This is a genomic window from Vibrio sp. Vb1166 (assembly GCF_033338695.1).
Classification (GTDB): Bacteria; Pseudomonadota; Gammaproteobacteria; order Enterobacterales; family Vibrionaceae; genus Vibrio; species Vibrio alginolyticus.
This window is the reverse complement of sequence record NZ_JAWOTE010000009.1, coordinates 32,171-45,181: the sequence shown is the minus strand read 5'-3', so window position 1 is coordinate 45,181 and position 13,011 is coordinate 32,171. Positions and strand designations below refer to the sequence as shown.

At 44.1% G+C, this 13,011-nt stretch carries 11 protein-coding genes; 5 read left to right on the top strand and 6 right to left on the bottom strand.

Translation table 11 applies throughout. The features are described 5' to 3' along the window. Nucleotides 1–4 precede the first annotated feature (4 nt). Together R7E51_RS11370 and R7E51_RS11365 are read left to right on the top strand one after the other, a co-directional pair. Nucleotides 5–1,171, top strand: coding sequence for an ABC transporter permease (locus tag R7E51_RS11370; RefSeq protein WP_017821358.1), 1,167 nt, complete (start codon nt 5–7; stop codon nt 1,169–1,171). Next, nucleotides 1,168–2,319, top strand: coding sequence for an ABC transporter permease (locus R7E51_RS11365; RefSeq protein WP_158173937.1), 1,152 nt, complete (start codon nt 1,168–1,170; stop codon nt 2,317–2,319). The genes R7E51_RS11370 and R7E51_RS11365 overlap by 4 nt, the downstream gene beginning before the upstream one ends. Nucleotides 2,320–2,605: 286 nt before the next feature. On the opposite strand, the gene R7E51_RS11360 is transcribed toward R7E51_RS11365, so the two are convergent. The 6 genes from R7E51_RS11360 to aspT all read right to left on the bottom strand — a co-directional run bounded on the left by R7E51_RS11360 (nt 2,606) and on the right by aspT (nt 9,872). Continuing rightward, on the bottom strand, nt 2,606–3,514 hold the full coding sequence (locus R7E51_RS11360; protein ID WP_017634569.1) for a LysR family transcriptional regulator: 909 nt from the start codon (nt 3,512–3,514) through the stop codon (nt 2,606–2,608). A 142-nt stretch (nt 3,515–3,656) separates the two neighbouring features. Next, a complete protein-coding gene (locus R7E51_RS11355) occupies nt 3,657–4,085 on the bottom strand; it encodes a hypothetical protein (RefSeq protein ID WP_047102715.1) in 429 nt (142 codons plus the stop codon). Between the two features lie 17 nt (nt 4,086–4,102). After that, nucleotides 4,103–5,272 carry a patatin-like phospholipase family protein gene (locus tag R7E51_RS11350; protein WP_017634571.1) on the bottom strand — a complete coding sequence of 390 codons (1,170 nt, stop codon included), beginning with the start codon at nt 5,270–5,272 and terminating at the stop codon, nt 4,103–4,105. A gap of 210 nt (nt 5,273–5,482) precedes the next feature. Beyond that, entirely contained in the window at nt 5,483–6,340 is an 858-nt protein-coding gene (gene pdxY / locus R7E51_RS11345) for a pyridoxal kinase PdxY (protein ID WP_206958208.1), read from the bottom strand. A 125-nt stretch (nt 6,341–6,465) separates the two neighbouring features. Further along, a complete protein-coding gene (locus R7E51_RS11340; protein WP_104975372.1) occupies nt 6,466–8,061 on the bottom strand; it encodes a bifunctional aspartate transaminase/aspartate 4-decarboxylase in 1,596 nt (531 codons plus the stop codon). Between the two features lie 95 nt (nt 8,062–8,156). Beyond that, nucleotides 8,157–9,872: an aspartate-alanine antiporter gene (gene aspT / locus R7E51_RS11335; RefSeq protein ID WP_158173939.1), complete on the bottom strand. Its 1,716-nt coding sequence runs from the start codon at nt 9,870–9,872 to the stop codon at nt 8,157–8,159. 426 nt (nt 9,873–10,298) lie between these two features. Between aspT and R7E51_RS11330 the strand changes: the two genes are divergently transcribed. From R7E51_RS11330 to R7E51_RS11320, 3 genes are read left to right on the top strand one after another with little or no spacing between them, the layout of a single operon-like run. Further along, nucleotides 10,299–10,511, top strand: coding sequence for a DUF1656 domain-containing protein (locus tag R7E51_RS11330; RefSeq protein WP_005377106.1), 213 nt, complete (start codon nt 10,299–10,301; stop codon nt 10,509–10,511). Between the two features lie 10 nt (nt 10,512–10,521). Continuing rightward, a complete protein-coding gene (locus tag R7E51_RS11325) occupies nt 10,522–11,385 on the top strand; it encodes an HlyD family secretion protein (protein WP_005377105.1) in 864 nt (287 codons plus the stop codon). A 13-nt stretch (nt 11,386–11,398) separates the two neighbouring features. After that, on the top strand, nt 11,399–12,754 hold the full coding sequence (locus R7E51_RS11320) for an FUSC family protein (RefSeq protein ID WP_206958206.1): 1,356 nt from the start codon (nt 11,399–11,401) through the stop codon (nt 12,752–12,754). The last annotated feature ends 257 nt before the right edge of the window (nt 12,755–13,011 follow it).

Sequence of the window (13,011 nt, the reverse complement as noted above, 5' to 3'; positions counted from 1 at the left end):
TGCTATGACGATTAAGATTTCACAGCGGCATATCTTACGACGAGACAAGTGGTTGCTTTCGTGCCTTACTTGGATACCGATTTTGCTCGCGATGATGATTTGGGGAGTGTTCTCTGCGGGCATTGCCCGGGATCTGCCAATCGGTGTGGTTGATCTACAACATTCCCAACTTTCTCGAAAGCTCATTCAATCTTTGGATGCGTCGTCGAGTCTGGCTGTTAACTATCACTACACCAGTGCAAGCGAAGCAAAAAATGCGATGATTGAAGGCGATATCTACGCTTACGCGGTCATCCCATCTAAGTTCGACCAAGACATTCTCCAGCACCGCCAACCTCAACTTTCTGTCTTTTACAACAGTCAGTACATTTTGGTAGCGAAACTGATCAACTCTGCTGTTGCGCAAGCACAAGGCTATTTCGACGCTCAGGTTGAAGTAATGGGCAACTTGGCTAAGGGTAACACCACAACGTTAGCAGCGGCTGGACAGGCTGTACCCGTGTCAACACAAATAACCGCATTATTTAACCGTAACAATAACTACGCACAATTTTTGGTAACGGCTATCGTGCCAGCCATTTGGCAAATATGTATTGTAGTAAGCACTATTTTGATTCTTGCCGCGCACTTTCGCATTTATGGTGGAAAGAATGGCTTTGCATTTTTGGGCGAAAAGCCATACGCCAGGCTCACTACCTTATTAAGTCGGTACATTCCGGTCTTTATGGCGCAAGGTGCGTTGTTCTTGTACTGGTTTTATTCCGTGCTTGATTGGCCAATGGAAGGCAGTTTTGTGGTTATGCTATTAGCACAATTGGCGACGGTTATCGCCTGTATCATTATGGGAGCGTTGTTCTTCTTCTTGTCGATGGATCCTGCACGTGCGATGAGTTTTGCTGGCGCATTTACGGCTCCAAGCTTCGCGTTCATGGGAATTACATTCCCAGTTTCTGACATGAACACGCTCGCTTATGCATGGCGTTCATTATTGCCGATTACCCATTACATTGAAGTACAAGTGAGTCAAGCAAGCTATGGAGCATCGGCCGCGCAATCTTTAAGCTCGCTATGGCCTATGATTGGTTACGTTATGCCTCTGCTCATTACCGCAGCCTTGATGGGTAAACATCGAACAGCTTCATCAACACGCCAAGCGAAGGAGGCGGTATGACATTGTGGCAACTGATTAAAGCGGAACTTAAGGCCGTTCTAACCAATCCAGTCGTTACGTTGACCGTGTTTGGTGGTGTCGTATTTTACTCGTTTTTATACCCTTTGCCTTATGCACAACAAACGCCTCGTGAACAAACAATCGCGATTGTTAATCTAGATGGTAGTCAGACGAGTTTAAAGCTGGAACGTATGGTTGATGCCACCCCACAAGTCAACGTAGTCACTCGACTTCATACGATTGCCGATGCAAAGCAAGCATTTTTACAACGAGAGATCACCGGTTTTTTAGTCATACCAGAACACTTTTACAAAGACCTAATGCTAGGTAAAAGCCCGACTCTGGCCTACGCTGCGGACGCCTCGTATTTTCTCGTGTACGGAACCGTGGTAGAAGGATTGGCCCAAGCGGGAGGCACATTAGGGGCCCAAGTGAAAGTCAGTAAAATGATGATAGATGGTGTGCCCATGAGTATGGCTAGCCATAATTACTCTGCTATTAAGCTTAATATGAAACCGACGTTCAACCCAACCATGGGTTACATCGAATACGTAGTGCCGGCAGTATTTGTTCTGATTTTACAACAAACGTTGATCATGGCGGTTGGATTGCAAACGGGAACACAGCGTCATGGTCGTGGCTATTGGTCACAAGTATCAACGGGATCGCTGCTGCTTGCGAGAACGTTAGTATTTGTGGCAATTTATTATTTACTCGGCGCCTATTATTTTGGTTTTAGCTTCGAACGCTTAAACGTAAACCATATCGCCAATGCGGGCGAATTGCTGGCTATGTTGTTCCCGTTCTTTTTAGGTTGTTGCGGACTAGGCTTCTGGCTAGGTTACTTATTACCTCGGCGTGAACTTGTCACCTTAGTCGTCTTAGTGAGCTCTATGCCGCTCATTTTCTTGGCTGGTTTTATTTGGCCGATTGAAGCCATACCTACTCCCTTACTATGGATTGCTGATTTAAGCCCAAGCACTTGGGCGATAAAAGCTTTCTTAGCGCTAAACCAAATGGGGGCAACCTGGCAACAAGTCGCTCTACATTGGACGGCACTTTGGGCACTCACTGTGCTTTGGGGTAGCGTTGCGTACTGGATTGCTAAGCGAAGTAACAAGCCAGTTGTAACAGAGAGCTTGGGGTGACAGCTGACATTTTCTATTACTATAAAAAAAGCCGGGTAACTAAACCCGGCTGAAAATCTGCGTCCTTGCAGCGGACATATGGTAAAAACACTTTTTGCTCTGGGCTTACCCATTGAGCGAGATTAGATTAAGCCAAAAAGTATGGATTCCATACTCTCATATAGAGGGTCATATCCTTCCAATAGACATTAGTCTTCGCTAGAAAGATAACGTTTTTCAGACACAAAAAAACAAGACTCACATTGAGTCTTGTTGTTGATAGGGATGAGCAGGATACATGTCGCCGCTAAGTCATATCACGGATTATTTTCTCTCGGTATTCTGTAACGACCTTCATGATTGAATTTTTTACATCACCGACTTGCTTAGAGGGTTGGCACCATAGGCCAAAACCAAACTTAAAACCTTCCAATAATTCAGAAGCTTCCACTGGCTCTATATGATTATTAGAAAACTCCGAATGGGCAAACGTTCTGGGGAGAATCGCCCATCCTAAACCTGCTTCAACCATTTTCACTACAAGGGCCAATTGGTCGACCTCTTCATGGTTCGAACTTACGATGACTTTTTCGCCCATTCCCTCTTCAATAAGAGACCGCAGTACAAATTGTTTACTATTCCTCAAGGCTGTCAATACTCGATCTGGTGCCATAGAAGCGAGTTCACCACCTTTCTGGACGAAAGGAACAAATTCAAAATGACCTAAAAACGTCGCATCCAGACTATGTATTGCTCGACTATCATGCACATTGACAATACCGAATTGATAATCACCATTCTGTAAACCCTCTTTAATTTCGTTGCGATTACGAACAAGAAAGTTAACTCGCATCATCGGAAAATCTGCTGCTAATTGAATACGAAGCAATACAAGAAAACGGTGTGGTATAGCGCTTGAATAGGCGATACTAACATTCTCTAACCCACCGTAAGCTAGACTTAATGCGACTTTATCGAAAGTACGTGCTTGTTCGATGGTTTGCTTAGCATAGTGGTAAAGAAGATGACCATCTTCTGTCGGTTCTACCGAGCGCCCCACTCGCTCAAACAGGTTGACCGCCAGTTGGTCTTCAAGATTGGTAATCACCTGCCCTATTGTGGTTCGGTGCTTATTGAGTTTGACCGCCGCCTTACTAAACGAAAGCTGTTCATAAACGGTTACGAACGCGAGAAGTTGTTCAAAACTAAAATTCATAGGTTGTGCTTACTTTTTAGAGTTATCTAATTAAATTACCACAAGATCGTAGAATTGCTACTTGGTAACGGAAACAATCTGCGTTTGAATTCCTTCTCGACGACACAAAAAAACCTACTAGCTTCAGTAGGTTTTCTCTAACTTAGTTGTACTCAACGACACGAGCTAAATAGTTGAATTCTCCTGAGTCACCATGGTAATCACGGTAGACATCGACACTGAAATATTTAGGTTGATCAGCGTAAATGTGGTCAACGACTTTTTGCTCAAGTGACTCCAACGTTTCACCGACCTGAGAGTACACGAACTGCTTGTTCACTTTTTCCAATTTACGTTGTTTCGCTTCTTTGTGTGACACATAGTTGTTGATCTCTTCCCACTTTCCCACGAACTCGACCGCCACGTAACTCGAGTTCTCGTCAATCATAATAAAGGCTGCACCTTCTTCTTTGATTGCAGACAGTTGCTGCATATCACTATCCACTTTTTGCTGGTCAAGATGGGCTCCACTTTGGGCGAATGCAGTCGCGGAAGCGGTAAGCATCATGAGTGTAAGAACGGCTTTTTTCATTGTATCGTTTTCCTGTATTAAGGGAGTTCAGTTACCCAAAGTTGCCCTTGGGTGGCTTTTTTGAATCCATATTCGTAAATCGTCAGCAAGTAGCGGTGATCGAACATATCTTTCGTTACTTTGGCGTATCTGAAATCTTGATCAATGTAGGTAAACTGCATCTCGATATCGTTGATTTCACTGATGTATTTCATTCGATAGAGATCACCACGAGTTTGCGCTAGCGTAAGGCTTGAGACACTTTTCGATACCAAGTCCAAACCTTTGTCTTTTAGTGGACGATACGGCGCTTTTAACGCACCATTGCGAATCACATCCAACTGAGGCGCTTTTTCTAACCCCAAAGCATCTGAGATTTGTTGATAGTTGAAGTTAGACGGATTAAAGAACACCTGCGCTGCGAGACCACCATCTACGTGTAACTCCTCAAGAGTTTCTCCATCATGTTCAACATCGATAAATTGTGGAGGGAAAACACCAGGGATCGATGCGCTCGCAGCAAGCACCTTGTAAATCAGTTCAGATTTGTCCGCTAAATCACTGTTCGCAATCGCACCAATATTCCAAATCACCAGTTCGCCTGAATCAAAATGGGTACTGCCAATAAAGAGGCGTTTACCATTGCGGTGTTGCTGCGCCATCGCCTCGATCATGGGCTCAGGGTAAGCGTCTGCGATGAAATCATAGAGGTTCTCACCATCGGTAAACGCGTCCTTAAACAGGGTATTTAAGAAGTTCTTCTTACCCAAAATATTCTTATCATTGATGTTGAGCATGACTTCTTTCATCTTTGGCATCGCATCACCGCCAATGAAAACAAAAGGAGCGATTAGGGCACCAGCACTGACTCCAGTAATGATGGCATAATCTTTTAGCTCCCCCTTTTCCTGTAGCCCCATCAAAACGCCGGCCCCGTATGCGCCGTTTACGCCACCACCCGATAAGGCCAAAATATTGAGCTGTTCACCCTCTACTTTGATCGGTGTGGTTTGATTGTGCGCTGAGTAGAGAAAATCCGGCGCTTCATTGGCCCACATTCGAAGTGGCTCATTTGGTGTCGAACTCGCGATCTCGACATCTTTATAGTTGCTTTGAGAAACACGAACATCCAGCGTATGGGGTGAACTACAAGCTACTATCAGCAGCGAAAGTGCAACCGTCACACCAGAGGAAATTAAACGATTCATAATCAGTCTCATTTAATGTTCTCTGGCGTATGACCAGAGACTCAGTTTGAAGTTAATTGGGTCAAAATGAAGTCCGTTTCGTTGTGTGGAGTTACTATAGCTAGGCACGGTTAAACCCCATAATCGCGATTGTAGGATGCTATCCATCAAAGCAATTATGCCAAGTTTCTATATGCTAACTTTACGCTTCTCCGTTAATTAGGTACTGCGCTAAGCAATTTTCACGACGTTGAACTCATGCGTCGGTTCGACAAATTCGTATTGGGCATTGATCGTCTGTAGCTCCCATGTGCCATAGCCTTTGGTGATCTCCAATACACCGTAAACGGCGTTATGTGTATGACGAAAGGCTGCGACAGGAGACATCTTCTTCACCAAACAAGAAGTAAAAATCGCAGAAATCAAATCACCGACACCGACGGGTTGCTGGTCAAAATCAATACTTGGACGCTGAGCTAAATAACACGCTTTCGGTGTCGCTAAGATCATACTGAAGGCGTCATCTGTTAGTGCATGCAGGCGTTTCACCAATACCATTTTCGGTCCCAGCTCTAGGGTTTTTTTACATGCAGTGACCGCATCATAAAGAGAGTTAATTTTCACACCTGTTAACTCGCTCAGTTCAAACTGGTTAGGAACAATCACATCAGCGATTGGCAACAAGCTATGGCTTATCGCTTCTTTGACACCGTCTGCCACAATGCAACCTTTGTCTGGATCACCCATAACTGGGTCACACACATAAAGTGCACTATGGTTACGCGATTTGACTAAACTTACCGCTTCGGCCACCGCTCGACATTGCTCTGTGCTTCCTTGATAACCGGACAGTATCGCGCCACATTCGCCTAACTTCTCAATGTTATCTAAGCCTCTCATTAGAGAATGAATTTCATCTGCCCCAAACTTCTGTCCAGTCCAACCTTGCTGGTACTGAGTGTGATTTGAAAACTGAACCGTGTGAATTGGCCAGACTTCGAGGCCCATTCTCTGCATCGGGAAGACGGCAGAACTGTTTCCTGCGTGGCCATAAACCACATGAGATTGAATAGAAATAATGCTTTTCATAAGTCACTCTTAATTGAGAAGTTTGTTAGCTTGGCGACTAAATAAACACAATGCCGCGCACTGTGCTTATTTGGTCGGAATAGCCTCGACAACGCCGAGGCTTATTCTTAATCAGGCTGGATTCATTAGCCTTTGAATTCAGCAAAGTACTCATCCAACACTTTGCGTGTTGCACGACCGATAAGCTCGTATTCGTGGTGAGTAAGGTTTGCTAGCGAAACTCGAACTGATGCATGCACTACATCGAAGCCTTGGCCTGGAAGTAGGATAACGGCGGTTTCATGTGCAAGGCGGAACAGGAAGTCTTTGCCCTTCTCGCTCGCTTTGAACCATTCAACGAATGCTGGTCCGTACAATTTGCCGCCCAGAGTGTCGAGCTCAAGCAGTGTGTAGTAGTCCACACGATCTTTGTTTTCTTCAATTTCTACACCCATGTTTTTGTACAGAGTTTTGTAACGCTCGCGGATGATGCGTTTACATGCTTCTTTGTAGTTTTGTTCCGAGTCCATCAAGCAGTTCAAAGAGAACAGCGCCATTTGAACTTGTTGAGGAAGAGACAAACCTGCTGTGTGGTTAAGCGCTACGCTGCGGCTGTCTGCTACGATACGGTCAATAAACTTAATCTCACGAGGTTCCGGAGTCAGTGTTTTGTAACGATCGTCCAACTCAAGTTGACGCGCTTCAGGAAGGCTGCGCATTGCATCGTCAAACACGTTGTTGTGTTGAATCGCAATCGAGCCTAAACGCCAGCCTGTTGCACCGAAGTACTTCGAGAACGAGTAAACACAAAGCGTGTTGTATGGCAGTTTCGCAAACAGTGAGACAAAGTCATCCGCAAATGTGCCGTATACATCGTCAGTCACAATGAACAGGTCGCTACGTTCGTTGTTCACGAAGTTCGATAGGTTATCCAGAGTTTCATCCGAGAACTTCACAGACGCTGGGTTTGCTGGGTTCACAACACAAAGCAGTTTGATGTCTGTATCTGCAAGCTTTTCGATTTCAGACATCGGCAGCTGCCATGTTGTCTCATCCAAACGTAGTTCAACGATTTCCAGTTCGTATTCACTCAGTTCTGGAATTTCTAGGTACGGCGTAAAGATTGGAGTGATTAGCGCGACCTTGTCACCTTTCTTCAACAGACCGTTGTTGAACATAGTTTGGAACGTGTACGTCATAGACGCTGTGCCGCCTTCCGTTGCAAACAGATCGAAGTCTGTTGTCATTGGCATCGGGCCGTACATCTCTTCTGCAATGTACTGCTTCACAACGGTTTCGATGTTCGTCAACATACGTGGTGGCACTGGGTAGTTACATGCAAGGTATGCGTTAACCAGTTCATTCAAGAAAGCTTGCTTCTCTAGACCCAAACGGTCTTTTGCGTAGCTCAGCGACTTTTCTAAGAACTGCACACCTTGGTCTTTCTTATTGTCGCTTGCAAACGTGTCAAAGCGTTCAACAATGCCCACACCATCTGGAATGCCACCGAAACCACCATCTAGGTATGAATAAGTGCGCTCGGCTTCCAATATTGCGAACTCACCCAAACGAATGAACGCTTTACGCGGTAGTGTCGCAAGAAAATTAGGATTACCACGACCTGCATCTAATAAAGCGCGGTCAGGAACAGTTTGTGCCACTTCAATAAGTTTATCTTTTAATTCAAATGGGCTTAAATCTGCAAATTTTGAAAAATCAATTGTTGTGTTTTGCGTAGTCATAATATTTGCCTGAATTTATTATTTAGTGAAATTTGGATAATACTTTCCCTACCGCCTATTTAATTAGGCGATAAGAATGTTCGAATTTATTTAAATTACATGCCTGCGTTTAAAGTAATTATTCCGACAATAATTGGCCCCCATAGGGTAAGCAGTACATTCGCGACTGCATAAGTCACGGTGAATGAGAATACTGGTGTTGCATTACCTGTTTTTTCCATTAAAGCCGCGAATGCTGGGTTTGCACTTCGTCCACCTGTAACACAGCCAAGTGCTTCAACTGGATTCTTAATCTTCAATACAAAATATGAGAAGAAGAACGAAATAATCTGAGGGATAATCGTTACACCCATGCCAAGGAACAACAGAGACATACCGTGTTCTTTGATGGTGTCGACCGCTTGAGGACCAGCCTCAAGGCCAACAATGCCTACAAATGCTGCCAAACCGAAATCTCGAATAAAGTTCGCGGCACCCACAGGAAACTGAGCAACATGCGGATTGCGGCTACGCAACCAACCGACAATCAAACCTGAGATCAAACAACCTGCACCAGAACCGATAGTGACGGGAATACCAGCAATCTTAAAACTGATTAGACCAATTAATAGGCCAACCACCATGCCCATACCAAGCACGACTAAGTCAGTCACGTTTGCTGAGCCCATTCGCTGACCAATGTTTTTCTCAACGCGATTGATGTCTTTTGCGGTACCAGTAAGCTGGATGACGTCGTTTTTCTTCACCACAAGATCCGGCGTCATTTCAATTGAGTTGCCTTCACGAATATAGTCTGTCACATAAATACCGCGCATAGAGCCTTGGTTCGAAGCCTCTTTAATCTCTTGCAGCGACTTACCAATCAGTTTGCGGTTGTCTGCGATCAGTTGACGGTTTTCTTCAATAACTTCATAGCCTTCTGGAAGTGCAATCTCGTTGTCAGCCAAACCATCTTGCAGCTGATGTACTGCATTACGGCGACCTGTTACAACAATGACATCCCCTTCTTTCAGTGCTGTGAATTTGTCCACGTCTAGCACTTTGCCATCGCGTTGAATCAATTCAATACAAGCAGCCAGAGCGTGTTGGTTTAACTGGGCTAAGGTTTTGCCTGCTAGCCCACCATCTTTGCTCACTTTAAATGCTCGTGTAACCAGCGCTGTGACAGCGTTGAACTCACCCGGCGCTAAATCACGCTTACCATTTGAGTTTTTCTCTTCTAGAGCAATCGCTTCTGCTCGGATATCCCACTTCATCAGTGTTGGGAATACCCATGTCACCATCAGAATTGGACCAAGCGAACCAAAGATGTACGTAACTGCGTAGCCTACTGCGACGTTGGTCTGCATTAGGTGCTTCGTTTCTTCTGTCACACCACCAAGACGTGCGATCGCATCACCCGCTGTACCGATGATTGCCGATTGAGTCAAACCACCAGCTGCAAGACCAGCTGCCGTACCTCTGTCTAGATCAAACATCCAAGCTGCTGCTAGTACACAAAGCAGGCCAGAAACCGTCATAACCACGGCAGAAAGTAGAATGTTGATGGTTCTAAAGTTCAGTGCTTTGAAGAACTGCGCACCACCTTGATACCCTACAGCGTAAATAAAGAGCGCAAAGAAAATGCTTTTTACGCCGGGATCAATATGAACACCAAATTGCCCAATAATTACACCCATTAATAATGTTCCGGCAACACCGCCAAGAACAAATCGACCAATGGTAATTTTACCAACCATATAACCGAGAGAGAGCGTAATAAAGAGAGCAACAAATGGTGCCATGTCAAAAAGGTTAGAAATAATTTCCATGACAATTTTACTCTTACTAATAAATATAGAACTCAAATAATCTAACGAATAATCTGTCATTCATATTTGTTGGATTATTTAATTTAAAAAGCATCTCGTTTGCTTCGAAGCGAATATTAGAAACAAAACCTCACAACTCGTAATCCCATTTGAAGGACGAAACCATCACTTCGCATATTAAAAAGCAACCATTGAACAATAATTGTCGAAAATTTAACAACTTAGTGGTCTGAAATGAACATAAAATAAATTGAAAAATAAATTTATTTTTATTTTCACTGTCCAAAAAGCTACTTTTCTGCGCTATTCCCTCTATATAGCGCATGACACCTTTCTCTTGATGGATTAGATCCTACAAAAGCGATTATCACTGATGCCACCACTTGCCTTATCTTTACATTCATCAAGTTAATAGAGAAAAACACCATGAACTCAATGCCACATGAACTTGTGTGGGGCGAAGTTTACTTCCCTCCCTTGTTGCTGGTTATTGCATTGGCTTACATGCTCACCATTTTGGTCGGAACCGTTGCTACAAAACTGGGACTCCACAAATACGTTGCATTTCCCGCACTCGCAGAGCTAAGCCTAATTGTGATTTTTACTGGCGTTATTGGTCGATTCATTACGATATTTTGAGGCAAATTCCGTGATAAAACGTTATCTCATCACACTGCTATTACTGTGTTCCGCTGGCACCGTGATTTTCAGCTACTACCAATCATACTCTGACAACCCTTGGACTAGAGATGGCCAAGTTAGCGCGCACATCGTTTCTATAACCCCCCGCGTAACAGGACAAATCATCCAAGTCTACGTTGAAGACAATTCGCAAGTGAAACAAGGCGATTTGCTGTTTGAGATTGACCCAAGCATCTATAAAGCGGCGTACCACAAAGCGCTAGCAGCTCAAAAGCAAGCCATTGCATTACTAGCAAAGGCCAAAAATGAAGAGCAGCGCGCACTTAAGTTAGAAAAGCGCACACCTGGCGCTGTACCTGTACTGACATTGAACAACCTAGACAATGCGGTGGAGACAGCCGTTGCCAACGTAGAACTCGCGAAAGCCAATGTTGAAGAAGCCAAGCTAAACCTTGATTACACAAAAGTTTATGCGCCAACGAATGGTTATATCACTAATTTGAACTTACGTGTCGGCTCTCAAGTCGTCGCTAACTCCCCAGTCGTGGCTTTGATTGATGAAGACAGCTTTTGGATCGAAGGATATTTCAAAGAAACGGATTTAGTTGGCGTTGATCCACAAGATAAAGCCTACGTGACCTTAATGATGCACAATGAAGCTGTGCTGGAAGGAAAAATCAAAAGCATTGGCTACGGCATTGCGAAGCAAGATGGTAGTACTGGTAACGATCTTTTGCCCAATGTGAACCCTAACTTTCAGTGGATACGCTTAGCTCAACGCATTCCAATTAAAGTGAAATTAGATCACTTACCGAAAGATTTTCAACTACGTGTTGGTATGACGGCCTCTATCAAAATCATCAAACAATAATGCGGTGGAATGTATGTTTAATGCCTCAACCAAAGAAGCAATCAAAGCTGCGCTGTCTATCGTTATCGCGATCTGCCTTGCCTTATGGTTTCAATGGGAGAAACCGTATTGGGCAGCGATCGCAGTCGCGGTAATGGCATTAAATGAAAGCTTCGCTCACTCAATAAACAAAGGTCATAATCGCTTATTAGGAACCCTCCTTGGCATCGGTTATGCCTTTTTCCTCATCACGACGTTTTCTCAAGATCGCTTTTTGTTTCTCACCTTCTTCACCTTGTTTTTAGGTGCGTGCATTTTTATGTCGAGCGACGAAAAGTATGGTTATGTGTTCTCTATCGGTTTTGCTGTGTGCTCCATCATCGCATGTATGGGAGGATTTGATAGTCAAGCAACGTTCCACTTCGCTGTTCTTCGCATGCAAGAGACGATTCTTGGTGTGATCACGTTTTCTGTTGTGTACCGATTAGTCTGGCCAGTCAGTACAGAACAAAACTTCATTCAACGTTTTGAGACCAGCAGAGAGGCGATGCTTAACGCTATGAAATCGCCCAATGATATAGATATTGAAGCTCTTGAGACCAACAGCGCCAACATAGAAAAGTTATTCCAACTGGTCGGCTTACCACTTACTGGCAGCTACCACTTGAAAGAACATCGTCAGCTATGGCGTGCGCGTTTAAATGAGATGGCACAAATCCAAGACCGATTGCTAGAACAAGCAGATAAATCGCAAAGTCGTGAGATCGATTGGCCAACGCTAACGCAGCAACTTCAAAGCTTTGATATTAAAAATCCAAGTACGTCTCTCATCGGTCACGTTGCTTGTGTCATGCAAAGAGAGAAAAACACAGTTTGGCATCACGAGCATCGAACGTTTATCCAGCATTTGAATGAAGACGGCAGAAAGGTATTGCAAGGTGTATCCATGTTCGTCACTTCTTTGTTGATCTGGATTTATCTGCCCGTACCCGGAGGTTTCATTTTTCCGATGCTAGCTGGCGTGTTCTCTTCAATCGTTCCTACTATGCCACCAAGCATTATTAAAGATGCATTTTTTGGTGTGATAGGCACTGGCACGGTGATTCTATTGCAATACATTTTCCTAATGCCAATGATGACCGAGCTTTGGCAGCTTGGGCTATTCTACTTCATCAACATCATCGTAATTTGGAAGGTATTTTCCACACCAAAGCTGATGGTACACAGAATTCTAGGTATTAACTTATTGGTTGTCTTGACATCAGGAGCGCTCAATTTAACCCCAGCATATCGAATTGAAACGCCCTTGCTGATGCTGGCAAACATTATGATCATTTTGATGATTGCCAAGTTGTTTACTGATCTGTTTCGTGTTCGCGTCACGGCCTAAGCGTCACCTCCGTACTTGAAACTAAAGCCCTGCATTGCTTCTGCTATGCGGGGCTGTTTGTTTGTGAGCTAGCCATTATTTCTTCGTAACCCATAAAGCGAGGATAGTATCCATCAAAAGCGATTAACGGAATCTCTCTTCACCTCATAAAATCCTCTCATTGATTCACGAAATGCAATCGAAAACCATGCATTCACAACATCAATCACAGCAAACATATCTATCTAACTGAACAAGAAGTTCAGTGACACATTAAC